This window comes from Shimia litoralis (assembly GCF_005518135.1).
Taxonomy (GTDB): Bacteria; Pseudomonadota; Alphaproteobacteria; order Rhodobacterales; family Rhodobacteraceae; genus Shimia_E; species Shimia_E litoralis.
The window spans coordinates 13,285-37,168 of the sequence record NZ_SULI01000021.1; the positions used below are offsets into that span (position 1 = coordinate 13,285).

Sequence of the window (23,884 nt, forward strand, 5' to 3'; positions counted from 1 at the left end):
GGGTATCCGGCTGCCGATATTGGTGTGGATCAGTCTGACGATCAGCCGACGTTATCGTAGTCGAAGCGTCCGCTGACGGTCAGTTCGAATTGCTCATCCTCGATGCTTCCACTGATCTTGGTTGTCCCGGCTTCGTCTCCTTCGGAGAAAGAGAAACTGTCTTGCATGTCAGCGTCACCCCAGGTGAGCTCGAGCATATCGGACCCGGTGCCGAACTGCAGGAGATCGCCGGCGGAGAGGCCGTTGATGTGGTCGCCCTGCGCGTTGGCCGCGGTTTCGAACACGAAGGTGTTGTTGCCGTCACCGCCATCGAGCACGTTGGCCGCGTCGCTGGCGAAGATGGTGTCGTCACCCGAGCCGCCGACGAAGTTCTCGACGCTCCAGATCGTATCGCGACCGCCTTCTTCCGTGGTGACCGACCCGCGATCCGTCCCGGCGTTGCCGAGGCGCACCGTGAGGTTGGAGGTGACCGACGCCATGTCGATCGTGTCCGACCCTTCGCCACCATAGTAGATGTCGTTGCAGTCACCATCCGTGCCGATGAACGTGTCGTCACCCGCGTTACCCATGAGGATATCCGAGCCGGACCCGCCGATGATCATGTCATCGCCGTCGCCGCCAATGATATTGTCGCTGCCGGCACCGCCCATGAGCATGTCGGCACCATCGCCACCGAGCATGTCGTCGCGGCCATCGCCACCGAAGAGCATGTCGTCACCGGCATTGCCCACGAGCATGTCGTTGCCCTCGTGTCCGCTGAGGATATCGTCGCCCGCCGCGCCGACCAGGGCGTCGCCCAAGTCAGTGCCGCTTTTGACGAGTCCCTCGTCCGAGCCGTTGGGGCTCTGTTCGGTTGAGGGGTCGGATGCCGGCGTCTCGGTGTCGGCGTCGGAGCTGTCCCCACCGTCGATGGTATCATCGTCGTTTGACACAGGCTCTTGGTCGGCAGAGGCCCCGCCCTGAGCAGTCTGGGTGCTGTTGTCCACGGTCATCTCGCCTTGGGTATCATCACCCTGAGCAGTCTGGCCTTGGCCGTTGTCGTCTTGTCCAGTATCATCTTGGCCGGTGTCAGCCTGGTTGGCATTCCCGGCATCGTCCGTGACGGGCGGCTGCTGGGTCTGTTGGTCGGCGGTGCCATTGTCTTCGACAATCTCATCTCCGGTATAGCTGAACACATCCTGTGGCAGATCGGTCATCCCGGTGTTGCGGGTCACGATGTCACCGAAGGTGAGGTTGGAGATAAAGTTGTTGTAGACGGGCAGATCGCCGATCTGGTCGACGTAGTAGAACCGGTCGCCTTCCTGAAGACGGTCCAGTTGCTCGTGAATGAGCACCCAGAAGGTATGGCCTACGACGCCGTCCTGAATGTGCTGCTCAGCCAGACCACCAACCCAGAGATCGACGCGGTCGATGCCTTTCACCGTCATCGTGCCATCGCCATTGTCTATCAACGCGATATCCGGGTTGGCTTCGACGAAGGCGTCATACTGCTCTGTGTCAACGGTCAGAACCAGAGCCGGATAGGCTGTCTGGAACTTGGCGATCATCTCGTCGGATAGCCCGTTGCGCGCCTGGAAATCCTCCCAGTCGGTGTAGGGTGTCATGGACATGTCCGACAAATCGATCGCCTCGGAGATGTAGCGGTTATCCGACGCCGCCAGATCTGCCTTGACCTGGTTGAGCGTGCCGAGGCCCACATCCCTGCCGCGAGCGACATTGAAGGCGAAGAGATCGGCGCTGACGCGGACCAGATCGTTGCGGACCGCATCCACCACCTGAAGGTCAACTTCTTCCGAGGGCTGTTCGACCAGACCGCCGAGGATGTTGTCGACCCCGTACTGGGCGTAGCCTGGCTGTGGCTTGTACCCATATTGCTCCAGAGTTCCGAAATCTGCCGTGAATGCGTCCGGGTCGTTGGTTGGGTTCAGGAAGATATCGAACAGCGGCACCTCGACAGTGAACGGGTTCCCATCGGCATCCACGTCCTTGAGGGTCATGCTCTGACCAATCTGCGAATGGCCGAAGCGATAGGCCGCTGCCGCGAACTCGTGACTGATGCGGGCATCGGTGGTTGGGTCATACTTGTCATGACCGTGTGTACCCGAGCCTTGTAGCCCGCCCAGAAGACTATCGGCGAAGTCGTTGAACACGACCTGCTGATATTCCCCGATGTTCAGGATGCGTGCGGCCTGGAAAAGCTCTTCCGGAGTGTCGGCATCATAGCCTGACGCCAGGAGCTGGTCCACGTGGTAGTTGTGGTTGCGTGCCCAGACGGTGTGCATCGAGGTGAGGCCCACATTTTCATTCGCACGCCCGTCGCCGCCGACGAAGTGGTCGAGCAAGTTCATGAACGGGTTGGTGTCGATCAGGAGCGGCCAGCCTTCACCCATGAAGTCGTCCGAGAGGTCCTTGATGGTTGCGGCGTTGTAGGTGCCGTCCTCGTTGAACAGATCTGGGTAGTAACCTTCCAGAGTGACATCGCCCTTGTCGGTATCCGTGAACACGGTCCCAGCCTGGGTATGGTGATCCAGCAGTTCGCGAAGGGTCGCCATGAGCTGGAAACCGGATGCTGAGGGATCTTCCTGACCCATCAGTACATGGGCACCGAAGCCACCATTGCTACCGCTTTCGCGCAGCAGCTGACCCACCAGGTTGGACGAACCGTAGACCTGGTTCTGATCCACCACAGGCGAAGTGATGTTGGTGTGCTCGATCTCGCCTGTTTCGGGATTGATCGTGGCCGTGGCACGGGTGAGGTCAGCCGGGTTGTCCCCGCTGGGACGACCCATGTCCGCCCCTCCGATGGTGATCGGGTCATGACCACCCTTGGGGATGAACGTGAGGCCGTGGTCGAAATACTGACCGAAGGACATCATGAACATGTTTGCCGAGGCCGCCTTGGCCGCATCCGCATCCTGAGCGCCGAGGGCGTTCGAGATGGCACGGGCGTCGAGATCGTCGAATACCGGATTGACGATGCCCGCACCGTCTTCGCCGATCCCAGCATAGCGGGCTTCGGTTACACGGGAGAAGGGCAAGGTCGCGCCACCGGAAATCTCGGGATTGAGCAGGTTGTTGGTCAGACCTTCCAGATCGCGGGTGCCGACGATCAAATCAGCCGGTTCGTTTTCGGCGCGCGCGCCGGGTTCGGGCGGCAGGATGGGGGCCTCGCCCTGACCGGTGACCATGTATTTCAGGGCCGCGATGTCATCCTGGGTCAGCAGGACGTTACCGCGCGGCAGGGTGCCGAGAGCGACAGTTCCCCTGCCCTGAGGTGCGCCGGTTTCCTCGTTGATGGTCGCGACACCGCGCAGGGCGTTGGCCAGACCGCTGCCGGACTGGACGATGATCGGGAAAGTCGTCGGGTCATCAACCGTGTAGGTCAGCGTGAAGTCGCCGGATGTCCGTGTCACCGTCGTGCCATCGATCGTTTCCGTCAGAGTGGCCGGATCGATATCTACCGGAACGACGATCACGTCGCCTTCGGTCAGAGTACCGGTCACAGTGGTGGTGCGGCTTTCGGTTTCGACGAACACGCGGTGAGTCGAAAGGCGGCCGGTGACGTCCACATTGGCGACCTCGCCCATGACGCTGATGGTGTTGAAGTTCAGGGCAGTCGGGTTGAAGTCACCAATGACCTGCACGTCGTTTGTGCCTCCTGCGGTGTTGATCTGGATTTCCTCGATGTTCTGAAGTTGACCGATGACCTGCTCGCCAGCATCCGCTTCGCGGGTGATGACGATATCAGTACCAGTGGCCAAGGGTGCCCCTGTCCAAGAGTCCGCCGCGTAGACGCGGAAGGTTTCGTCGGAGGCATCGCCGTTGATGGTGTAGGTGTCGTCACCTGCGCCGCCATCGACCACATCGCTGCCGCCGCCGACACTCCAGGTGATTTCGTCGCGGCCTGCGCCGGCATTCAGGATGTCATTTCCTGCACCGCCGGTTATGATATCGCTGCCATCGCCTGCATTTACCACAATACGCTGGGTCGAGGTGAAGCCGGAGAAGTCGATCACTTCGTTACCCGCCGTGCCGTTCACGTAGATCGTGTTGGGCGCCAGCGAGGTGCCTGCAAAGTCACCAACCGCGTTGATGGTTTCGACACCCTGAACACCATTGATGGTAACCTCTTCGATGCCGCGCACTTCCATGATCGGAGTTTCCACACCGGCCACTGTGCGGGTGATGATGATCTCGGAGAGCGGATCGAAGGGGGCCTGGCCAGCCCAGGCCGCCACGGTGTACATCGTGAAGCCATCCTCGGTACCATCGCCATTGATCACCAGCATGTCGGTGCCGCCGTCATTGACGATGCCATGCCCCACGACCACATCATAACCGCCGAGCGGCGCGTTCCATGTGATGGTGTCCGAGCCGCCTTCGCCGAAGATCACGTCATTTCCGGCGAGGCCGTTGATGGCATCATCACCGGCGCCTGCGAAGATCGCGTCGGGGCCGTTGCTGCCGTCAAGCACATCGTTGCCACCGGTGCCCTGGATCAGGCCATTGTTGGCAGGGTTCGTGCGCAGATCAATCTCCATATCCGCGAAGCGCAGGATCTCGATGCCCGTCAGGCGGTCGGTGCCATCGCCAAGGATCGGGTTTGGGTCGCCGTTGACCGGGTCGATCGGGTTCGGTCCTTCCGTGACGTTGATATGATCGACCGTGACGCTGCCATCGGCGTTGGCGCGGATGCTGTAGTTGGCTCGCACATCGAAGTAGACGGCTGTGTCCACGTCGCCTTCCTGACCACGATCGACGATCTCTCGTGTGATCTGCAGTTGGCTGGGCGAGATGCTGCCGTCCAGAAGCTGTGGGATGATCTCCTCAAGGCTGTCAATGCTGCGAATCTCGATCGCCGGGTCGGTCTGATCGCGGATCGAGATCCGCGCATCCAGCCACTTGTCGCCGTCGATTACGTCGTCGCCGCCACGGCCCTGGATCATGTCGCTGCCGCCGCCGCCCAGCAGGATGTTGCCGCCGGTGAAGAGATCGCCGGGCGCGTCTCCCATCAGGTTGCCAAGCAGCTCGCGCAGACCCTCGATCCGATTCACGCCCTCCTGCGTCAGTTCGTTGCCGAAGAGCGTGACTTCATTGTCTAAGATCGCACCGTCGGCAGGCGCCTCATTGCCGAGGCGGTTGTCACCCCAGATCAGGTCATCGTTCTGTGTGCCTGATACTGCCTCTGCGTCGATGTAGCGATCCCTGAAAAATTCTGTCTGTTCTGTCGTCACGCGCTCTGTGAGATCGACCTCCGCATGGGTCGTCAGACCCTTGTGCGCAATCCAGTCGTAACCGAGCTCGGCCAGGTTCACATGTGTGCCCTCCCCCTGGAACAGGATATCGTCGCCGGATTCACCGTGCAGGTCGTTGTCGTTCGCCCCTCCCATCAGAACGTCGTGACCGATCACGCGGGAGCCGCCGAGGTTGTCGTTATTGTCGCCGACGAGGAAGTCGAAGCCGTCTCCACCCTCGATCCAGTCGTCGCCTTCGCCGCCATCGACGATATCCGCGCCTGACCCACCGAATACAAAATCGTTACCCATGCCTGCGAAGGTGTGCTTGGCGTCGTCGCGGCCCATGAGGATCGCATCGTTGCCCCTTCCGCCGAAGATCAATTCGGCAGCTCCGCCCCCGGCGGAAATGACGTCGTCGCCGTCCTCGCCATGCAGGAAGCTGATGTCGTCGCCGTCTTTGATGATGTCGTTGCCGTCACCGCCGCGGAAGGTGTTGACGCCCGAGTCGCCGATCAGCAGATCGTCGCCAGCGCCGCCCCAGAGCGCATCGTCCCCGAGACCTCCGACGAGAATATCGCGCTGGTCGGTTCCGCCGAGCACGACGTGCTCGCCGCCGTTGAACTTGAGTAAGTTGTCATACTCCCGCGCACCATCGACGAGCGGTGCGTCGCCCGTGCCGGTTTCCCGCTCGACTAGTGTCGTACCCATGGCGGCGAGGAACGGATCAAGCTCGGTCGAAACCGGATCGGCCATGGCCTGCACCGACTGATCAACTTCGAGGATGTATTCCATCGAAGAGAAGATGTTGGCCGGAATATGCGCACCGCCATCGGCGATGTCGGTATTGCGCATGATCATCGAGGCAAAGGAGTTATTCTCCAGCCCACCAAGCATGTCCATGCCATTGGTCCGGCTGAGATAATAGAACCGGTCGCCGTTCTGAAGCGCCTCCATCTGCTGCTGGAAGGCGAAGCCGAAGCTGGAGCCAAGCATCCCGCCGAAGGGCATGATGGCCTCAGCCAGACCGCCGATCCAGTACTCGACCGCGTTGATGCCGGTTTCGATTGTGGCCCAAGCGCCCGTGCCGTTGACGAAGTCAAGACGGTCCGCCGGAGCGGTGTCCCCGCCCAGAACCAGATCGGTGGCCGCGGCGCGCTTCTGCACCACGGTCGTGGCGTTCGCGATTGTGTCGTGGGTGCCGTAGGCCGCAATGAAGTTGATGATGGATGCCGGGTTCTTAAGGTTCGCGGCATAGTCCGACCAGCCTTCATAAGGCTTAAGGAACTCGCTGCCGGTGGCTGCATAGAACTGCTCGCGAGCGGCGTTGAGCGAGGGCACGCCTGTATCCCGACCCCGCGTGATGTTCAGCGCGGCCAGGTCGAGAGGCAAGCCAACGAGGTTGTCGCGCAGGGCGCTGGTGATAAACTCGTCAATATTGGCACCGGTCTCGCGGGACATGCCACGGGCCACGGCACCCGCCGCCTGATCAGAGGTCAGTGTCTGGTCAAGGTCGAAGGCGACCGGGTTGAGGAACGCTTCGATCAAGCCGGTCGAGGTGTTCACGCCGTTCGGGTCCATCGTTTGAACGTTCTCGGTCAGCATCGAGTGGCCGAAGCGATACACTACATGGGCGAACTCCGCCATGATGGAGGCATCGACCTCGGCGCTGGCATTTACCATAAAGGCCGCGATCTGAGGCTGCACGGTGCGGCCGAACTCTTCGAAGGCGAGGTGCTGATACTGCATCTCGGTGGTGAATTTTGCTGCCTGGAACAGACGCCCGCCATCCCACGTGAGGGTGTCGATCGCGGCTGTCGAAAGCTCGTCCTCGTTGATCGGGGTGGCCAGCCATTCGTTGATGAAGGCCAGCTCGCCACTGTCGAGGATGGTCTGCTTCATTTCGGTGGTCTGGCGGTTGTGTTCGCTGTGGAACACGTGGTGCACCGCGGTCAGGCCGAAGTTTTCGTTGCCACGGCCATCTCCTGCGATGAAGTGACGATCCAGCAGTTCGTTGTCGTAGGTTTCGTTCTGGCCGAACTGGTTGGGGATGATCGCGTTGCCGGTGTCGGTGTCGGCATCGGCCTGCTTGGTGGCGGTTTCGCCGGTGAAGCGATCGACCACATAGGTGCCGGGCACGGCGTTATGGGCGATGTCTTCGAGGAAGGCATGGCCGTTGCGGACCGCCTGGCTGGCATCGACGGGGTTGGCCAGATCGCCTTCGATCAGGATATTCAAAGGCTCGGTGCCGCCTTCAACATAGGCAGGGTTCGCCACGACCAGTTGTGGCAGGCCGTTGGCACCAGGGATGAAGTTGCCGTAGGCGTCGGTTGCGAGCAGCGGGCCATCAAGCACGTCGCTGTCATTGAGCTGGATTCCCAGCTTGGCCGCGGCCTGCGCCTTGACGTCGCCCCAGGTGGACATGCCGCCGGACTGACCGTGCAACAGGTAACCGTTGGAGACAGGGCTTCCGTTGGCGTCGAGATCGTATTCGCGCAGGAAGACCTGATGGGAGGGGTGCGAGGTGTAGGTCTGGTTCTGGTCGACCCAGGGTGTCGTCTTGTTGAAATGCTCTCGCACGTCGTCTGCGGTCCCAAGGATTCCATCCGGGCCGGGCTGGTTGGTGGCGCGGGTCAGCACCATGAAGTTGGTCGGAGATGTTGCGTCATAGAGCGGATCGTCAGGCTGGAGCGGAATGTAGACGGTGCCGCTGCCACCTTTTCCGACAAGGTCGAGACCATGATCGAAGAACTGACCGAAGAGTGTCATCCACGAGTTGTAGGGCGCAGAGAGGCCTTCGTCGGGGGTCACGTCGGGCAACATCACGTTGTTGCCGTCCATGGTGATCGCATGCGTGCTCAACAGCGTGTCGAGCGTGGTCTGAGCCTCTGTAGCGATCGCCTGAGCGGCCGCCAGCGCGGCGTCTGCAGCACCGGGTGCGTTCAGCGCATCAAGGTTGGTTGTAGCGGTATCGAAAGCGGACTGTTTTGTGGTCTCGATATCCTGCGCCGCGCTGAGCTCGGTTGCGGCCTGTTCTGCCGCTGTGGTCGCGCTGTTCAGCGCAATGGTCGCATCGGCGATCACGTCAAGCTGTGCAAGGATTGCGGCATCGGCAGTCTGTGCGGCGACAAGGGCCTGCTGTGCCGTTGTTACACCGCCCTGCGCTGTGTTGAGATCAGTGGTTTCCGTTTGCACGATACCTTCGAGGCGGGTCACTTCGTTGTTGGCATTGGTAAGGTTGATGTTGAGTGTAGTAAGCTCTCCTTCGACGGTAGTCAGCTGGCTTACAAGCCCATCGATGACCACTTGAGCCGCATCCACATCGGCCTGCGCCTGCGTGACCGCTTCCTGCGCGTCGATATAGGCCTGATTGTTCTGCTGCGCGGTCAGCAGATCCTGCTGCACGGTGGACAGATTGCCCTGAGCTGTGGACAGGACGGTGTTGGCCGCACCCAGCTGGGTGTTCAAACCGTCACGCGTGGTGATCGCGGCATCGCGCTGGCCGGTCAGGGTGGTGACCTGCGACTGGGCTGTGGACAGGGCCGCGTTCTCGGTCGCAGCAAGTTGATCGGCTGCATCATCCGCACTGATCGCGTCGGCCAGCGCCGTTTCGGCGGCCAGTTTTTCTTCGCGCGCCGCCGAATAGGCGGCGGAAGCGACGGAGAAATCGGCAAGCGATCCACCGCTTAAGTAGACGTTAAGGGCACTGAGCATTTCGACTTGGGCGCTGGCCTGCTCGGTCACTTCGGTGTCGAAGAGGGCCTGAGCGCTGTCACGGGCGGTCTGGGTTTCGTCGGCGGCTTGCTCGGCTGCGGTGACGCGGGCTTGTGTGTCTGTGACCGCGTCCTGTGCAGTCTGAAGCTGGGCGTTCAGACCATCGAGCTCGCTTTGGGCCTGCTGAAGCTGACCATCGAGTTCATTGACATGCGTTTGCGCTGCGTTGACGGCGGTGGTGGCATCGTCAACCGCTGTCTGAGCTACGGTAACCGCGTCTGCGCCGTTGGTTTCAAGCAGAAGCGCATCCTGCGCGTCGGACAAGAGAGCTTCGGTCGTCGCAAGCTCCTGATCTGCAGTCGTTTTCTGGTTCTGCAGGTTGGTGACTTCGGTCTGCTTGGCGTCGCGCATGGACAGCATCGATGCAGCCGAAGTCGTGGCCGTGTCCAGTTCGCCTTGCGCCGCGTTCAGCGCATTCTGGGATTGTATCAGAGCCGTCTGAGCTAGGCTAAGAGCGGCTTGTGCATCACCGACCTGACCCGAGCTTTGAAGCAAACTCATGGTTGCCGCTGCGGCGTCCAGCGTCGTTTGCGCATCGGTCACGGTCTGATCTGCGTCAGCCTTGTCCGACGTCATGGCGCCGACGTTATTTTGTGCGGCGGCCAGTTCGGCACTGGCCGTATCCAGCGCAGACTGCAATTGCTGGCGCTGTAATTCGAGCGCCTGATCGACGTTGCCAGTGGCGGCCTGTGTATCGATGACGCGCTGATAGGCCTGCACGATTTCGTTGGCAGCGGTTAGCATCGCCTGCCCGGTCAAACCCGAATGGCTCAGGGCCGCGGCGACGACGGCGGGGTTGGATAGCGTTTGGTCGGCAATCAGGTTGGAAATCACGCGAGGCTCGGCATCATAGACTGACCCAGAAGTCTGCAGATAGGAGGTGGGCTCGGCACCCGGCGCGCCACGCGGGCTGGGATCGGCCAGATGCGCCGCGTCGGGCTGCGTGAGGAAGGTCGAGTCAAGAAGACGCGGCATCACTTGATCGGCAGAGCCCCATGCCTCACGGCCCGGGGTCAGGTTGTTCAACGTGCCGTCAACTAGACGCAGACCGTATGGCAGCAAGGGGTTCTGCACCAATTCGGTCAGCGGAGTACCAGCCACGTGCTGTTCAGCGATACGGATCTGGTCGAGGATGTGCTTAAGGTCGTTTGTGTTCACGAAAACCATTGCGATCTTCCCTATCTATAAAGTTTGTGCCCCCCCGAAACAATTCGGACGGTATTTCCTGACCCATCGGTACCAAGATGCGCAGCTTGCGGGAGGCGCTCAAAGTCTTGCCAAAAACCCTACGAAGGTAGGATGGGTATCAGACCAAAGTCGGAGTTTGAGGCGTTTTTGCTGCGCTACAGCGCATAAACAGGCTGTAAAACGACAGGGAACGGGCAGGGCTGGAGCAAAACCCGAACCTTTGGTCTAAAGGGCCAGAACATGCGAAGCTGGCGCGAGACGTTCGTGTACCCCGGTCTTCGGATTCGTCAGGCCAGCTTCATGGCGTTAACAAACTGCGTCAGGCGTGCGCGATATGCAGGGCTCCGGATTTGGGAGCGATGCGCATGATCCGGTACCTTCCGGGTCGGGACGATGCTGAACACGTTGCGGCAAAAATGAACCACACTGCGCTGCCAACGCGCATCCGGCAGGTATTCGGCTACTCTTTCCATGAGGCTGCGGCAGGCATCGTAGCCGATCAACTGGACGCCGCTCAGATCGCGATCAACAAAATGGCGTAAGAAGGCCGACCAGCCGGATTTGTCCTCCTTCGGCCCTTCCATGATCCCCAGGATCTCGCTATTTCCTTTAGTCGTCATGCTAATGGCGACGAGCAAAGAAACGTTGCGTACTTCGCCTGCCCAGGTTCGCTTCATCACGATCTCGTCCAGGAAAACATAGGGTTGAATCCATTCGCTTTTACGTTGCCGCCATTCGTCGATCTTTGCGTAGATCTTCTTGTTCAGGCTGCAAACCGTGCCGGGACTGACAGGCGTCCCCCACAGAGCCTCTGTGATGTCTCCCACGCCCGAAGAGACGCGCCACCAGATACATCTTGATAAGCGCTTCCTCGACGCTGATATCGCGCAATTATGGTGGTCTCAAATGTCTGCTTACGCAGGTTGGGCATTTTCAGCTTCACAGCGCCCGCCTTGGTATCCAGCGCCCGCTCATAACTGTCAGCCCGCATATCCGTTTGCAGTTTTGTGGCGCAAGCGACGTGCAAGCTTGGTTTTGCGTTTCATCTCCTTTCGCCATTTCAGGATCTGCTCAGCGCAGCCGAATTAAACATCGGCTGGCGTCAGGTTTCCAAGGCTCTCGCGGTAGCGTTGATTGTTTGTAGAATTCCAGGAAGACACCGATCTGGCGCTCGAGATCACCTAGCAGGAAGTAATTCTCAAGCAGGACAGGGATTTTCATAGTCTGATGGGTAGTGCCCCACTGGGTTCTCTAATCGCCTTCGTCAAGTTCTGATCCTTCCCACAGTCCATCATGCGTGCCGGGCTCTTGGGCTCTCTCCGCGGTCGTCGTGAGGACGCCGCATGTTTGCGTTCAGCTTCGAGAACGCCATTTCGATGGGGTTGAGGTCGGGACTGTAGAGCGGCAAGAACAAGAACCAACATCCTGCCTTGCGCATCGCCTTTGCTGCCTGGGCGTTTTTGTGAGTGGCCAGATTGTCCAAGATGACAACGGTTCCCGGTGAGAGTTCCGGCACCAGCACATTTTCAATGGAAGCGGCGAAGGCTGCGCCATCCATGGCGCCTTTTATAACCCAAGGGGCGATCATCGCACCGGCACTCAGTCCGGCTATAAAGGTCTGGGTGCCCCATGAGCCAAACGGGGCATCCATGATCAGGCGGTTGCCGCAAGGCGCCCATCCCCGCTGTCGCGTCAAGTTTGTCTTCACGGATGTTTCGTCAATAATGAAGACAACACGGTCCGGGTGCTTTGACACTGCTGGAATGCGGTGCTTGAACCAGTCCTCGCGCTGTCGTCTTACCTTGGCACGGCGGCGTTCGGTGGCCACCAGTGACTTTTTTATATGTGTAGCCAAGCTTGCGAAGAAACTTGCCAATAGCGTTGGGGTGCGCCCGAACGTGCGTCGCGTCAAAAAGGGCGGCACTCAGCTCGGGCATTGTGATGTCGCCATCCTGCGCGATGATTTCGGCAAAGAAGTCTCGATGCGGGTCCAGTTTGCCCCGGCCTTTTGGTTGGCCCTGCGGCGCGGCTTCCGCCCGGCCCGTCCGCCGGATCGCAAGCGCCCATCGCGCTCCTGTCGCTGGCGAAAGCTTCAGCCGCAATGCCGCCGCACGATCGCTTACCCCTTCCTCAATATACCGCTGAAAACGCGCCCGAAGCGCCTCTGGCAAAGGTGCTGACATAATCCATCCTCCCAAACAGGATGAATCACAAAATCACCGCTGGGCGTCATGGCCGGGCTGGTGATCGGGAAGCCGCTGGGCATTTTCCTGACCGTGTTCATTGCCGTGAAACTGGGCTGGGCCACGATGTCGAGCGAGATCAGCTGGACCCAGATCATCGGTGCCGGAATGCTGGCCGGTGTTGGCTTTACCATGTCGATTTTCATTGGCTCGGCCAGTTTTGATGGCGCACAGTTGGACAGCGTCAAGCTGGCCATCCTGATCGCGTCGCTGGTGTCGGCCGTGGCGGGATCGGTTATCCTGGTCCTGGGCGCGCGACGACCCGTTACGGCAAATGACGCGCCATAAAGCGGGCGATTTCGGATGGGGTCGGGGTTTGGCTGGTATAGGCTTCGACATAGGCCGGCATGCGCATGATCCGGTCGGTGCGGTCTTCTTCGACCTGCATCGAGATGTACCCGACCTGGGTGAAGATCACGGTTGAGGCGCGCACATCAGCCTGTTCGGGGCTAAAGCCAAACCGTTCATACATGCCGACGATGGCTGCGCGTCGCGCAACGTCTGCGCGCTCCAGTCGGACGGCCAGGGCCGGGTCATTGCGCGCCCAATTGCGAATCGCCAGATCCAGCCTGGCATCGAACAATTCGCCGTCCAGCCAACAATCGAACAGATTAAATATCGCCTCGCAGATGGTTTCTGCATAGGCCTCGCATTGATCAATCAGGTTGCCGGTATTCTTGGCCTCCCAGCGGGCGATCATGGCCTCAAGAAGCGCATCGCGATCCTTGAAATGCCAATAAAAACCGGTGCGTGTCAGGCCCAGTCGTTTGGCCAGCGGCATGACTTTTACCCGGAGGGTGCCAGCCGCGCTTTTTGATATCCTTGCTCGAAACCGGTATGGAACGCCGCACCAACCAGTGACACCGTGGCGTTCTCGCGCCATTATTTCGGGAGAGTAACATGCGCTGGCTGAGCTTAGTTGACGCGAACATTCGGTCCAAACTGATCACTTCGGCTCTGAAGTTGTAGAACCGTTGCGTTGTGCCTCTCTCGGCGTCTGTACCCTTTCCAGAGAGGGGTGCCAAAATGTATACGTTGCACCATCACGTTGACTTGGAGTGATTTTTTAAAGGCTGTAACGAAACTCAGCAAGTTGAATCCGACGAGATCAAGCCTCGTGTTGGCTCGGATCTTCATGCAGCATCTCGGGTGTAGGACGTGACAATGCCTCCAAGCTGGCGGTTGCGGCGGATCGGGCCATCACGGGCGGGTCGAAAATCGACCTGAAGCACGTTGTTCCCAATGTCCCGTCCGCGATGTGGGCGCTCTGCATTATAATAACTCACCCAAGTCCGCAGGATGTAGTCGAGCTGAGAACGACTGAAGCAGATGAAGAAGTTCAGGCATTCGCGCTTGATCGTGCCGATGAACGACTCCGCAAAGGCGTTTGCATCGGGCGCCCTGTGCGGGATCTGGATGACCCTAGCGGCCTCTGATGTCCAAACGGTGTCAAAGCGGGCGCTGAACTTGGTGTCGGCGTCGCGGATCAGGAACTCTGGCGTGATGTCTTGTTTTTCGCGCCACATCAGAGCGTTGCGAGCCTGCTGAGTCACCCAAGCCATGTCCGGGTTATAAGTCGGTGCGCTGCAGAAGACGCGGCGGCTGCCAAGATGGATGAACATCAGCACATAGGCCGTCCTTGGCCCGCGTAGCGTGAACACGGTCTTCGAGAAGAAGTCGCAGGCGACCATGGTTTCCATATGCGCGCGGATGAATGTGGTCCAGGGCAGGGCGGGCTTCTTCTTGCGCTTTTCCGGGCTTGGGTGAATGCCGGCGTCATTCAGGATGCATTTGACGGAATTGGCGCCGGCATACAGCCCGAGCTTTTTCAGCTCGCCCGCGATCCGCTTGTAACCCCAGAGGCGATTTTCAGATCCGATGCGGATGACAATATCGCGCAGCTCTTGCGTGAGGCGTGGCCGACCTGCGGCCTTGAAGGGACGGCCCACGCGCATCTGGGCGAGCCAGCGTTTTGTAGGTCGCGGGCTTGGCCACTTCCATCAGCCCGTCGACCTCATGCCCACACTCTTCCCCGATGCGCAGCAGCTCAGCCTTCTCGGCGGGCGACAGGATGATCCTTTGCGTCGGGATGCGAGCCCGTAAGATCTCGATCTGGGCCTTCAGTAGTCTCAGCTACGCGTTGTGTCGCGGCATGAAGAACTGGTTCAGGAAAACCAGAAGGAGAGATAAGATCGAATGCATATTGCCGAGCTCCACTGCGCGATTTAGAAAATGCAGTTATATCAAGTTGATGGGGCTTGCTTACATTTTGGCACCCCTCTCAGGGAAGACCAAAATGCTGGGGCCGGCTGATGGCCGCCATCAAGCCGGGGCAGGGGGCCTGTCAGGGCTTTTGCGCTTCCGTTGATCCTCTCGATTACGATACGGCACCCCGCATAACCGCAATACATTCGGGCTTCCCCTCAGGATTTTGTAGATAGGTTCGCTGCCAGACCGTCTCGAGGCATGTGACACAGGTTCGCGATTTGGGGTCAATGGTTTCAATGGGTTAGACCGAGAGAGAGTTGGGTGCCAGGTTGGCTCCCTCCGCCACTTACCATTTTCATTGAGCTCTGCTGGCTTGCATTCACTCCCATTAAAGGGTTGTTTTTGTTGATCTGTCTGCATTCATTCTTGCCATTGGCATTTCTTCAATTAGACCCGATTTTATATGCATATAAATAATTTGGTCGAACCCTCGGAACCGGATGCGTTGCAGTGGAAATGCAAACATCCGGGTTCACATGCGGTGGCTATGCCAGACAACTCGCCGAAATCCAGTTTTCCGGTGATCGCACTCTTTCCCTGAAGCGTATTGCCGCGCCCAGTTTGGTACTTGGGGCGGCCCAGGACCGTTGCCTTTCGCCCGAGAGTTCGCATCGGGCCCATGCACTGATCCCGAAATCCGAGCTCAGGATGTTTGAGGGTGCGGGCCACGACCTTGATGAAGCGATGCTGTTGTATCTGGAGAATTGGCTTGATGCGACCATTCCGGTCGTGAAGCCCAAGATTTGCGCACAAACGTAGTGGGACACGATTTGATGAGCTCTCAAGCGCCATGGAGGTGTGGTTATCTTGATTGACTTTAAGCGGGGGGAGGGTGTCGAAATTCTGAAAACTGCACTCGGGTGCATTCGTACAATCGACCCTCAAAGAAATGCCCAAATTCGCAATCGGGGTTTCGCGATCCATATCTATAGGACGGTGATTAGATCCGTAGATTTCGATGTAATATGAACTCTGTTCCAACGTGGATCAAAATCTGTGCCGTTGAATAGTCAAAAAGCGCCACCTCGGTGGAGTGCGCTTCACCAGAATTTGGAAACCAGTGTGAGGTCGCACACAATGCCTGGTCACCTAATTGACGAGGTATTTCTTTAAACAAATTCAGCTACTTAATTTCGAACTGGCGCTGCTGTTTGATGCCGGTAATGGCAATACGCTTTCCCCGACCAATGGCCAGAATCTGGGGATGAATGAAGGCATAGAGTTGCCAGTTTGGGAGATTACAGAGTGGCTCGAGCCGGGCGCCGCAGCTGAGATTGGTAGACGTCAGCTTACACTGATCTACACGCCTGGACACAGCGACAACTCTGTGTCCTGCTGGACGAAGCTAACAATCTGTTGTTCTCGGGCGATTTTGTCATGCGACGCAATCACACCGCATTTATGCCAACATCAAGTATGGGCGACGATCTGCAATCCTCAGAACGGGTTCTAGAGATATTGACGGCTCGCCCGGAGAATACCGATTTATAGTGCGCACGGGGTTGCGGACGGGTCTGACAACAGAGAAGTGCCGGTTATGTGGATTTCCGATGTTCAAGACCTGCGCGATAAGTTGGAAAGCGAGTCTCAATAGTTAGGTCTCACTAATTGTACTGCGACACACTAAATCATCTGTATAGTTTAGTCTAATAATCAATATTATGTAATATTATTGCGGGGCACTTGATCGCATATTCGACAATAATAAGAACCAACGTGCATTCCCTAACGGAATTTGTCACCAAAAAGTCAGTGACAGCGCGCTTGTGACGCTAGACAGCAGCAAAAAGGTCGCTGTAATATAATAAGAACTACAAGGGATTAGCCGATGACATCAATCTTGGTTTTGAATGGCCCAAACTTGAATCTTCTGGGTCAGCGACAGCCAGACGTATATGGTCATACTACTCTGTCAGATATCGAGACAGACTGTGTGTCTTACGGTGAAGCCTGTGGGTGTGCTGTGGCATGTTTGCAAAGTAATCACGAAGGCGCATTGATCGACGCAATTCATAGCTCCAAAGGGTTACATGATGGCATCGTTCTAAATGCCGGCGCGTATACGCACACATCAATTGCCTTGATGGATGCGATTGCATCGGTCGAAATACCTGTCGTCGAGGTGCATCTCTCAAACATTCATGCGCGCGAAAGCTTTCGCCATACCTCTTACATTGCACCAGTTGCCATCGGGCAGATTTGCGGCTTTGGTGCGCTTGGCTATCGTATGGCCCTTGATGCGCTGTGTGCCCATCTTGGTACCACAGCATGAATTTGGACTATATCGAAGCCATTACCAACGCGACATCATTGGAACAGCTGTGGGAAATGCACACTGCGAAAATGGCGACATATGGCTTTGACCGTTTGATCTATGGGTTCACCAACTTTCGAACCGACGCCTCGCTTGGGGATGTCGACGACTTTATGGTTTTGTCCAATCATGATCGTGACTATCTGCAGAAGTTCTTGGGTGAAGGTTTATATTTCCATGGTCCAATGATGCGGTGGTCATTGGAAAATACTGGGGCGTGCAGTTGGACCTGGGTGCATGATCAAGCCCAGAAAGGTCTTTTGACAGCGGACGAGATTTCGGTGTTCTCAGCAAATGCCGAAATGGATGTAACAGCCGGATACACCATCAGTTTCCCTACAATATCTTCTCGGAATAAGGGCGCGATTGCGATGACCGCGGAACGCGGTGTATCTCAAGACGAAGTCGACCATATCTGGCAGCAAAGCGGTCGGTTCATCGAGTTGGCGAATAATATCGCACATCTAAAAATCTTATCCCTGCCCTACTCTTATCCCAAGCGTGAGCTTACTGCACGCCAGCGAGAGGTGCTTGAATGGGTCGGAGATGGCAAAACCATTCAGGATATTGCCACCTTGATTGGACGCACGCCAGCCACGGTCGAAAAGCACTTACGACTCGCTCGCGAAGCGTTAAATGTCGAAACCACCGCGCAGGCGTTGTTAAAGGCGTCATTTTTACGTCAAATTTACAAGCCGGATGCATAACTGACGCATTTAAGCGTCAAAAGTATGGTAAACCTGACTTGATTGACCTTAGGTAAATGTGCGATTTTAAGGTAGTTCCGTGAGTGGTGGCTTTAGCCTAGGAACATTTCGAACAGGATCTGCGTGATTTCGTGGCGCTCCGTTTGACCGGTCTGACCGGATGCTCGGTATCAGGACTTATTTATGTCATTGATGCTGGGCGCCCTTTTCGACCATTCCCACATCCCCATGTTTAGGGATGGTCGGATTTTGCGGCGTCGTCTTTTCCCGGACGGCGCCGCTTCCATTTTTGGATCAATCATCACACACAAAGTATGATGAAAAAAACGCCGCCCACATTTCTGTGAACGGCGTTTCGCGAATGGTTTTGTAAGGTGATTAACCTTGAGCAGCTTTTGCGACTTCCGCAGCAAAATCTTCTTCTTTTTTCTCGATGCCTTCGCCAACTTCCATACGCACGAAACCAACGATCTCTGCGCCTGCTTCTTTTGCAGCCGCTTCAACAGTCAGATCCGGGTTGATGACGAATGCTTGACCCAACAATGTCACTTCGCTGAGGAACTTTTTCATCCGGCCCACGATCATTTTTTCGATCACGGCTTCTGGCTTGCCAGATTCACGTGCGATCTCGATTTGAACGTTACGCTCTTTTTCAACAACAGCCGCGTCCAGATCAGCTTCGGAAAGCGATGCAGGGTTTGCAGCAGCAATGTGCATTGCAACTTGCTTGCCAAAGGCTTCGTCGCCGCCCTTAAGAGCAACCAGAACACCAATTTTGCCCATGCCGTCGGTCACAGCGTTGTGCACATAGGACACAACAACGTCACCTTCGACAGACGCCATACGGCGCAAAGACATGTTTTCGCCGATGGTGGCGATTTTTGCTGTCAGCGTGTCAGCAACGGATTTTCCGTCCAAATCTGCCGCAGCCAACGCTTCCACATCAGACACACCCAGTGCTGCCGTAGCAATACCAGATACCATTTCTTGGAACTCTGAGTTTTTACCAACAAAGTCGGTCTCCGAGTTCACTTCAACAGCAACAGCTTTGTTGCCTTCAACTTTTACCGCAACCAGACCTTCGGCAGCAATGCGGCCGGATTTCTTAGCAGCTTTTGCCAGACCTTTGGTGCGCAACCAGTCAATAGCGGCTTCGGTGTCACCATTGGTTTCGGTCAGCGCTTTTTTTGCGTCCATCATGCCTGCGCCGGTCATTTCGCGCAGTTCTTTGACCATAGATGCTGTGATCGCCATCTCGGCTCTCCTCGTCTCAAATAGGGTATCGGGGGCGGGTGTACCCTGCCCCCGTATCAGAATTGTTACGCTTACGCGTCTGCGGCAGCTTCTTCCGCAACAACTTCTTCGACCATGGCTTCTTCCATTGCGCCAAGATCAACACCTGCCGCACCCAACTGGGCTGACATGCCGTCCAGAGCCGCACGAGATGCGAGGTCTGTGTACAAAGCAATGGCGCGCGCTGCGTCATCGTTGCCTGGGATGATGTAGTCTACGCCGTCAGGCGAGCAGTTGGTGTCAACCACAGCCACAACAGGGATACCCAGTTTGTTGGCTTCGGCGATGGCCAAGGCTTCTTTTTTCACGTCGATGACGAACAGCAGATCAGGAACGCCGCCCATTTCACGGATACCACCCAGCGAAGCCTGAAGCTTGCCTTGGTCACGTTCCATGCCCAGACGTTCTTTTTTGGTCAGACCTTCAAAGCCAGTTTCCATTTTTTCGTCGATCTCTTTGAGACGGCCGATGGATTTGGAAACGGTTTGCCAGTTGGTGAGCGTGCCACCCAACCAACGGTGGTTCATGTAGTATTGTGCGCAACGCTCAGCAGAGTCTGCGATCGGTGTTGCCGCTTGACGCTTGGTGCCTACGAACAGAACACGGCCACCTTTTGCAACGGTGTCGCGGATCGCTGTCAGAGCTTGGTCCAGCATAGGAACAGTCTGTGTCAGGTCCATGATGTGGATGCCATTACGCGAGCCGTAGATGTACGGGCCCATGCGAGGGTTCCAGCGCTGTGTTTGGTGACCAAAGTGTACGCCTGCTTCGAGCAGCTGGCGCATGGTGAACTCGGGAAGAGCCATGCTTGTATTCCTTTTTCCGGTTTACGCCTGGGCGGGGGAAGTGAGAGCGGATGCTCCAACCGGCGGACCGACAGGGATGTCTCCCCTGCCCGACCCAAACCCCGCCTGCGGGTTTGAATGCGAGCGCGTTAAAGGATTTTTTTGGGTGCTGCAAGGGCTTTGATCCCACATTTGCCAAATGGCTGCAAAATATCGTGGATTTATGACGTTGACCGGGGGATCTTCGCGGATTTTGCGTCTTGTGCCAGCAATCTGTGGCCGCCGCGCACAACGGTTTCACAATAGGCCGCCAGTTCCTTGCGATTGGCAAAATCCCGCACAGCGACCGGTGTGTGATACACCAGCTCAACTTGGCCTTGGGTGCGTGCTGCAAGGGTCACCAGCAAATGCGGTCCGAAATCCATGTCGCCCCACCACCCGTAAAATCTGGGATCTTGGTCTTTGGGTGCGTGGTACATCACGGTGACGGGTTGAATATACATATCATCGCGCAAATCATCGCTAAAAAAGGCCGCGAACAAGGTCGGCTTGAATGGCAAGACCCGCGTGGCATCCGTTGATGTGCCTTCGGGGAAAAACAACAACTTATGTCCTGCCAATAGACGCGCCTCGAACACCTGTTTTTGCGCACGCGCTTCTTTCGGATCGCGCTTGATAAACACCGTCCCGGTCGCTTTGGCCAACCAGCCAATGCCCGGCCAACTGGCAACTTCGGATTTCGACACAAAGTAAATACGTTTGCGTGCATTCAAGGCGAAAATATCAAGCCAAGAGCTGTGGTTGGCGACGACCGCGCCGCGTTCGGTCATCAACGACCCAGACGCGGTGAATTTGATTTGCAGTATGACAAAGGCGGTGCGGCACACAAATTGCGTCAACCAAGGCGTCCATGGCCTGCGCAACCCGAAAATTGGTTTCTCGATCAGGCGGATCAGCAGCAACAAAATCAGCCCGCCAAAGACCAAGCCCCCAAGCAAAAGGCCGCGAACCGCAACCCGTATCCACCCCCCCAGACCCATCGGGACGCGCGGCGGGTATTCTTGCTCGGCCCAGCCTGTCATACCAAACTGCCCTTTGAATAAAGCGCCTTTTGCTTTGCATTCATGCGCGACGTATCCATCACCAGACTCACATCAACTGTGTTGAATGCGTGATCGACAAACGCCCCCTCGCCCACAAAACCACCCAGCCGCAAATAGGCTTTGATCAGGGGGGGCACGTTAAGCATGGCCTGACGGCGGTCGATTTTGGATTCAGGGATCAAATCCATAGATTGGAAATGGTCGGGCTGCGTACGCACCCGCAAATCGGACGGCGCAAGGTGGCGGTGATGCAATAACGACAAGGATGGCGCCAACGCTGCCACATCGGTGCCATGAAAACTGGCCACCCCAAACAGGATTTCAATTTCATGATCGGCCACATACGCGGCAAGACCATTCCACAGATGAAACATCGCCGCGCCGCCCCGATACTCGGGGTGTAAACAGCTTCTCCCCAACTCCAAAAGGTTTCGACCACTAGATTTCAGAACACTCAGGTCATATTCATCCTCGGAATAGAATTGGCCAGCCTGTGCGGCTTGTGTGTCGCGCAACAGCCGATACACGCCGACGACCTGACCGATCGGGTCCACATCCAGAGCTTGGTCAATCAGGATCAAGTGATCAAAAAACGGATCAAACCGATCCTTTTCAAGCTGCGCATCATGATCCACCAGCGCCCCGCCGCCGCCCAGCTCTTGCACAAAAACGCGATACCGAAGCCGCTGCGCGGCGCGCAGTTCAGCGTCGGATTTTGCAAGTTTGAGCAAAAAGTCAGGCGTATGTTGAACCATGTGAACGACAGTTTCCTTGTTTATATTCAGCCATAAAAGAGCTTGTCAAAGCGCGCAATATTGTTCTGGCGTCAACAAGCAAGATGATCTACCTTGGGTTGAGTTAAGGATTTGTTTACGAGTTCACGGTTCAAATACAGCCAACAGACCAATTCGGAATCCATTTATGACAACTTTGCCAGCGTCTTGAAAATTTACGGTGATCCTCCCGTCGATATTCGACTGGACTTGCCCCAAGCCCCAGTCAGGTTGATCGGGATGTTTGACGAACATCCCGGGTTCCAAGAATGCATTCAGGTCTTCCATGATGTTCCTACCAGAAAGAAAGGTTGGGTATGGTTCAAACAGCTACAGATTTCGGAGCATTGATTGGCTCGCGCATCTGCCATGATCTGATAAGCCCTGTCGGTGCAATCGGCAATGGCCTCGAGCTCTTGGGATTGACCGGGGCGACCGATGGCCCCGAACTCGATTTGATTTCTCAAAGCGTTGAAAACGCCAACGCACGTATCCGCTTTTTCCGTGTTGCCTTTGGTTACTGCTCCGACGGACAAGCGGTGAGTTTGAAAGAAATTAAACAAATTCTTATGGATATGAGTGAAAGCTCGCGTACGCCTATTTACTGGGAGCATACAGACGGGTGTATGCGGTCAGACCTCCAGGCGGTATTCCTTGGCATCATGTGCGCGGAAACCGCACTGGCCTTTGGTGGTGCAATTTCTGTATCGCACGATCAAGGCGCATGGAAAATCACCGCCCAATCAGAGCGCCTCAAGGTGGATGTTGATCTGTGGCAAGACATGGCGGCGGCGCAGAAAACCGTCCCTATCACCCCCGACAAAGTGCAGTTTGGTTTGCTGCCCAAGGTGCTCTCTGACCTCGGGCGCGCACATCACCTTACACTCTCCCCGACACACCTGTGCCTGACATTTTAGCTGCGGATCGCGCCGTTTCCGGACACCAGATATTTAAAGCTGGTCAATTGGGCGGCTCCGACGGGACCGCGGGCATGCATTTTTCCCGTGGCAATGCCGATCTCGGCACCCATGCCAAATTCACCGCCATCCGCAAATTGGGTTGAGGCATTATGCATCAAAATGGCACTGTCCAACCGTTCAAAAAAGCGGGCCACAGCCGCGTCATCTTCCGAAATAATACAGTCGGTGTGATTAGACCCATATTTCCGAATGTGTGAAATCGCATCATCAACATCGTCGACAACTTTGGCCGCGATATCCATGTCCAGATATTCGTGCCCCCAATCCTCTGGGGTGGCATTCACGCTCCCCTCGATCTTGGCAAGTTCCGCGTCGGCATGCACGGTCACACCCGCATCCATCAACGCACGCAGCACGCCTTGGCCCACAGTGTCGACGATATCCTTGTGGATCAACAGGCACTCGGCCGCGCCACAAATCCCTGTCCGGCGGGTTTTCGCATTTAGGACAACATCCAAGGCTTTGATTGGGTCAGCCTTGGCATCCAGATAGATGTGCACGATGCCTTCCAGATGCGCGAACACCGGCACGCGGGCCTCGCGCTGGACCAAGCCAACAAGCCCCTTGCCGCCGCGCGGCACAATCACATCCACCGTGTCGACCATGGTCAGCAACTCCTGAACCGCGGCCCGATCCCGAGTGGGAACAAGCTGAATCGCCGCCTCGGGCAGGTTTGCCGCCTTAAGACCTTCGACCAGACACGCATGAATTGCGCTGGACGAATGAAAACTCTCCGAGCCGCCGCGCAAGATCACCGCGTTCCCCGATTTCAGACACAGGGCGCCTGCATCCGCCGTGACATTAGGCCGGCTTTCGTAAATCACACCGACGACACCCAGCGGCGTGCGCACACGTTTGATGGTCAACCCCGTGGGGCGCGTCCATTCTTCCAGAACAGCACCAACAGGATCATCCTGCCCCGCCACAGCCCGAAGCCCATCCACAATGCCCTGAATGCGCGGCTCATCCAACATGAGGCGGTCCAGCATCGCAGGGCTCAGACCTTTTTCGCGACCAAAGGCCATGTCCATTTCGTTTGCCGCTATGATCTCGCCGCGTCGAGCCCAAACCGTATCCGCCGCCACGTTCAAGGCTTTGGCCTTGGCCTCGGCCGGTGCAAAGCCCAACTCCGCGCTTGCAGCTTTGGCTGCAGCACCAAGACGTGCCATGAGGGCGGGAATATCAGCGATGTCTGTCATCGAATTGGACCTTTGCAATTGGT

Annotated in this window: 18 protein-coding genes and 1 pseudogene; 5 read left to right on the forward strand and 14 right to left on the reverse strand. The window is 57.1% G+C overall.

Features of this window, described 5'->3' with window-relative positions; translation table 11 throughout:
- Nucleotides 1-41: 41 nt before the first annotated feature.
- The 6 genes and pseudogenes from FAP39_RS13975 to FAP39_RS17580 all read right to left on the reverse strand — a co-directional run bounded on the left by FAP39_RS13975 (nucleotide 42) and on the right by FAP39_RS17580 (nucleotide 12,379).
- Entirely contained in the window at nucleotides 42-10,175 is a 10,134-nt protein-coding gene (locus FAP39_RS13975; protein ID WP_246059164.1) for a peroxidase family protein, read from the reverse strand.
- Nucleotides 10,176-10,483: 308 nt separating this feature from the next.
- Entirely contained in the window at nucleotides 10,484-11,023 is a 540-nt protein-coding gene (locus FAP39_RS13980) for a transposase (protein WP_009808129.1), read from the reverse strand.
- Nucleotides 10,960-11,187, reverse strand: coding sequence for a transposase (locus tag FAP39_RS18000; RefSeq protein WP_138017010.1), 228 nt, complete (start codon nucleotides 11,185-11,187; stop codon nucleotides 10,960-10,962). The genes FAP39_RS13980 and FAP39_RS18000 overlap by 64 nt, the downstream gene beginning before the upstream one ends.
- Nucleotides 11,177-11,426, reverse strand: a pseudogene (locus FAP39_RS17805) (IS3 family transposase); the annotation flags it as partial. The pseudogene FAP39_RS17805 and the gene FAP39_RS18000, both read right to left, overlap by 11 nt.
- Nucleotides 11,427-11,487: 61 nt before the next feature.
- Nucleotides 11,488-12,024 carry an IS630 family transposase gene (locus tag FAP39_RS13990; protein WP_009808130.1) on the reverse strand — a complete coding sequence of 179 codons (537 nt, stop codon included), beginning with the start codon at nucleotides 12,022-12,024 and terminating at the stop codon, nucleotides 11,488-11,490.
- Entirely contained in the window at nucleotides 11,915-12,379 is a 465-nt protein-coding gene (locus FAP39_RS17580) for a transposase (protein ID WP_009808131.1), read from the reverse strand. Before FAP39_RS17580 ends, FAP39_RS13990 begins: the two co-directional genes overlap by 110 nt.
- Nucleotides 12,380-12,418: 39 nt before the next feature.
- Here FAP39_RS17580 and FAP39_RS13995 point away from each other — a divergent pair, with 39 nt between their 5' ends.
- Nucleotides 12,419-12,727, forward strand: a complete 309-nt coding sequence (locus FAP39_RS13995; RefSeq protein WP_302621674.1) for a Na+/H+ antiporter NhaA — start codon at nucleotides 12,419-12,421, stop codon at nucleotides 12,725-12,727.
- Here the strand turns inward: FAP39_RS13995 and FAP39_RS14000 are convergent.
- Entirely contained in the window at nucleotides 12,705-13,322 is a 618-nt protein-coding gene (locus tag FAP39_RS14000) for a TetR/AcrR family transcriptional regulator (protein WP_083790438.1), read from the reverse strand. The genes FAP39_RS13995 and FAP39_RS14000 overlap by 23 nt on opposite strands.
- A gap of 250 nt (nucleotides 13,323-13,572) precedes the next feature.
- Entirely contained in the window at nucleotides 13,573-14,394 is an 822-nt protein-coding gene (locus tag FAP39_RS14005) for an integrase core domain-containing protein (protein ID WP_009808134.1), read from the reverse strand.
- Between the two features lie 763 nt (nucleotides 14,395-15,157).
- On the opposite strand from FAP39_RS14005, the gene FAP39_RS14010 reads away from it, so the two are divergent.
- The 3 genes from FAP39_RS14010 (at nucleotide 15,158) to FAP39_RS14020 (ending at nucleotide 17,728) form a co-directional block, all read left to right on the forward strand.
- Nucleotides 15,158-15,466 carry an alpha/beta fold hydrolase gene (locus FAP39_RS14010; RefSeq protein WP_138017011.1) on the forward strand — a complete coding sequence of 103 codons (309 nt, stop codon included), beginning with the start codon at nucleotides 15,158-15,160 and terminating at the stop codon, nucleotides 15,464-15,466.
- Nucleotides 15,467-16,535: 1,069 nt separating this feature from the next.
- Nucleotides 16,536-16,979, forward strand: coding sequence for a type II 3-dehydroquinate dehydratase (gene aroQ / locus FAP39_RS14015; RefSeq protein ID WP_138017012.1), 444 nt, complete (start codon nucleotides 16,536-16,538; stop codon nucleotides 16,977-16,979).
- Entirely contained in the window at nucleotides 16,976-17,728 is a 753-nt protein-coding gene (locus FAP39_RS14020; protein ID WP_138017013.1) for a LuxR family transcriptional regulator, read from the forward strand. The genes aroQ and FAP39_RS14020 overlap by 4 nt, the downstream gene beginning before the upstream one ends.
- 378 nt (nucleotides 17,729-18,106) lie before the next feature.
- On the opposite strand, the gene tsf is transcribed toward FAP39_RS14020, so the two are convergent.
- The 5 genes from tsf to FAP39_RS14045 form a co-directional block, all read right to left on the reverse strand.
- A complete protein-coding gene (gene tsf, locus FAP39_RS14025; protein WP_138017014.1) occupies nucleotides 18,107-18,982 on the reverse strand; it encodes a translation elongation factor Ts in 876 nt (291 codons plus the stop codon).
- 71 nt (nucleotides 18,983-19,053) lie between these two features.
- Complete coding sequence (gene rpsB / locus FAP39_RS14030; protein ID WP_138017015.1) at nucleotides 19,054-19,827, reverse strand: 30S ribosomal protein S2; 774 nt, start codon at nucleotides 19,825-19,827, stop codon at nucleotides 19,054-19,056.
- A gap of 200 nt (nucleotides 19,828-20,027) precedes the next feature.
- On the reverse strand, nucleotides 20,028-20,888 hold the full coding sequence (olsA, locus tag FAP39_RS14035) for a lyso-ornithine lipid O-acyltransferase (RefSeq protein WP_138017016.1): 861 nt from the start codon (nucleotides 20,886-20,888) through the stop codon (nucleotides 20,028-20,030).
- Nucleotides 20,885-21,664 carry an L-ornithine N(alpha)-acyltransferase gene (olsB, locus tag FAP39_RS14040; protein WP_138017017.1) on the reverse strand — a complete coding sequence of 260 codons (780 nt, stop codon included), beginning with the start codon at nucleotides 21,662-21,664 and terminating at the stop codon, nucleotides 20,885-20,887. The genes olsA and olsB overlap by 4 nt, the downstream gene beginning before the upstream one ends.
- Nucleotides 21,665-21,787: 123 nt before the next feature.
- Nucleotides 21,788-21,970 (reverse strand): DUF3553 domain-containing protein, encoded by a 183-nt coding sequence (locus FAP39_RS14045; protein WP_138017018.1) that lies wholly within the window; start codon nucleotides 21,968-21,970, stop codon nucleotides 21,788-21,790.
- Nucleotides 21,971-21,999: 29 nt separating this feature from the next.
- Between FAP39_RS14045 and FAP39_RS14050 the strand changes: the two genes are divergently transcribed.
- On the forward strand, nucleotides 22,000-22,599 hold the full coding sequence (locus FAP39_RS14050) for a histidine phosphotransferase family protein (protein WP_138017019.1): 600 nt from the start codon (nucleotides 22,000-22,002) through the stop codon (nucleotides 22,597-22,599).
- On the opposite strand, the gene FAP39_RS14055 is transcribed toward FAP39_RS14050, so the two are convergent.
- On the reverse strand, nucleotides 22,596-23,861 hold the full coding sequence (locus FAP39_RS14055; protein ID WP_171006867.1) for a glutamate-5-semialdehyde dehydrogenase: 1,266 nt from the start codon (nucleotides 23,859-23,861) through the stop codon (nucleotides 22,596-22,598). The genes FAP39_RS14050 and FAP39_RS14055 overlap by 4 nt on opposite strands.
- Nucleotides 23,862-23,884 lie beyond the last annotated feature (23 nt).

Excerpts from the sequence above, each read along its gene's own strand:
- aroQ (WP_138017012.1), top strand. The coding sequence starts at position 16,536 with ATGACATCAATCTTGGTTTTGAATGGCCCAAACTTGAATCTTCTGGGT.
- FAP39_RS14005 (WP_009808134.1), bottom strand. The coding sequence starts at position 14,394 with ATGCGCGTGGGCCGTCCCTTCAAGGCCGCAGGTCGGCCACGCCTCACG.
- olsA (WP_138017016.1), bottom strand. The coding sequence starts at position 20,888 with ATGACAGGCTGGGCCGAGCAAGAATACCCGCCGCGCGTCCCGATGGGT.
- FAP39_RS18000 (WP_138017010.1), bottom strand. The coding sequence starts at position 11,187 with ATGCGGGCTGACAGTTATGAGCGGGCGCTGGATACCAAGGCGGGCGCT.
- FAP39_RS13975 (WP_246059164.1), bottom strand. The coding sequence starts at position 10,175 with ATGGTTTTCGTGAACACAAACGACCTTAAGCACATCCTCGACCAGATC.
- FAP39_RS17580 (WP_009808131.1), bottom strand. The coding sequence starts at position 12,379 with ATGTCAGCACCTTTGCCAGAGGCGCTTCGGGCGCGTTTTCAGCGGTAT.
- tsf (WP_138017014.1), bottom strand. The coding sequence starts at position 18,982 with ATGGCGATCACAGCATCTATGGTCAAAGAACTGCGCGAAATGACCGGC.
- rpsB (WP_138017015.1), bottom strand. The coding sequence starts at position 19,827 with ATGGCTCTTCCCGAGTTCACCATGCGCCAGCTGCTCGAAGCAGGCGTA.
- FAP39_RS14020 (WP_138017013.1), top strand. The coding sequence starts at position 16,976 with ATGAATTTGGACTATATCGAAGCCATTACCAACGCGACATCATTGGAA.
- FAP39_RS14050 (WP_138017019.1), top strand. The coding sequence starts at position 22,000 with ATGGTTCAAACAGCTACAGATTTCGGAGCATTGATTGGCTCGCGCATC.
- FAP39_RS14055 (WP_171006867.1), bottom strand. The coding sequence starts at position 23,861 with ATGACAGACATCGCTGATATTCCCGCCCTCATGGCACGTCTTGGTGCT.
- FAP39_RS14045 (WP_138017018.1), bottom strand. The coding sequence starts at position 21,970 with ATGGAAGACCTGAATGCATTCTTGGAACCCGGGATGTTCGTCAAACAT.
- olsB (WP_138017017.1), bottom strand. The coding sequence starts at position 21,664 with ATGGTTCAACATACGCCTGACTTTTTGCTCAAACTTGCAAAATCCGAC.
- FAP39_RS14000 (WP_083790438.1), bottom strand. The coding sequence starts at position 13,322 with ATGGCGCGAGAACGCCACGGTGTCACTGGTTGGTGCGGCGTTCCATAC.